The 247-nt window shown below is 53.8% G+C and carries 1 pseudogene; it reads left to right on the top strand.

Annotated features, from left to right (window positions below):
* Positions 1-247: pseudogene (locus tag AB9F26_RS22515) on the top strand (transposase); the annotation flags it as partial.

The raw sequence follows: 247 nt of genomic DNA, 5'->3' as shown, positions 1-247 counted from the left end.
TGAAGACAGCACGGTATAGCGACGCACAGATCATGGGCATTTTGAAGCAGTCGGAGGGCGGTGTGCCGGTCTCTGAGCTGTGTCGTGAACATGGGATGAGCAGCGCGAGTTTCTATAAATGCCGCCCGAAGTTTGGCGGCATGCCCTCTCAGTGATGCAAGCATCACCTGCCGGGTAATAGATGCGTCTTTGATCACAGAGATGAAGGATATGGCGGAGCAAAACCGCCGCCTCAAAAGGATGTATG

This window comes from Falsihalocynthiibacter sp. BN13B15, assembly GCF_041205415.1.
In the GTDB taxonomy this organism is placed as follows: domain Bacteria; phylum Pseudomonadota; class Alphaproteobacteria; order Rhodobacterales; family Rhodobacteraceae; genus Falsihalocynthiibacter; species Falsihalocynthiibacter arcticus.
Note: the sequence above shows the minus strand (reverse complement) of the source record. Positions and strands in the feature narration are given on the sequence as shown.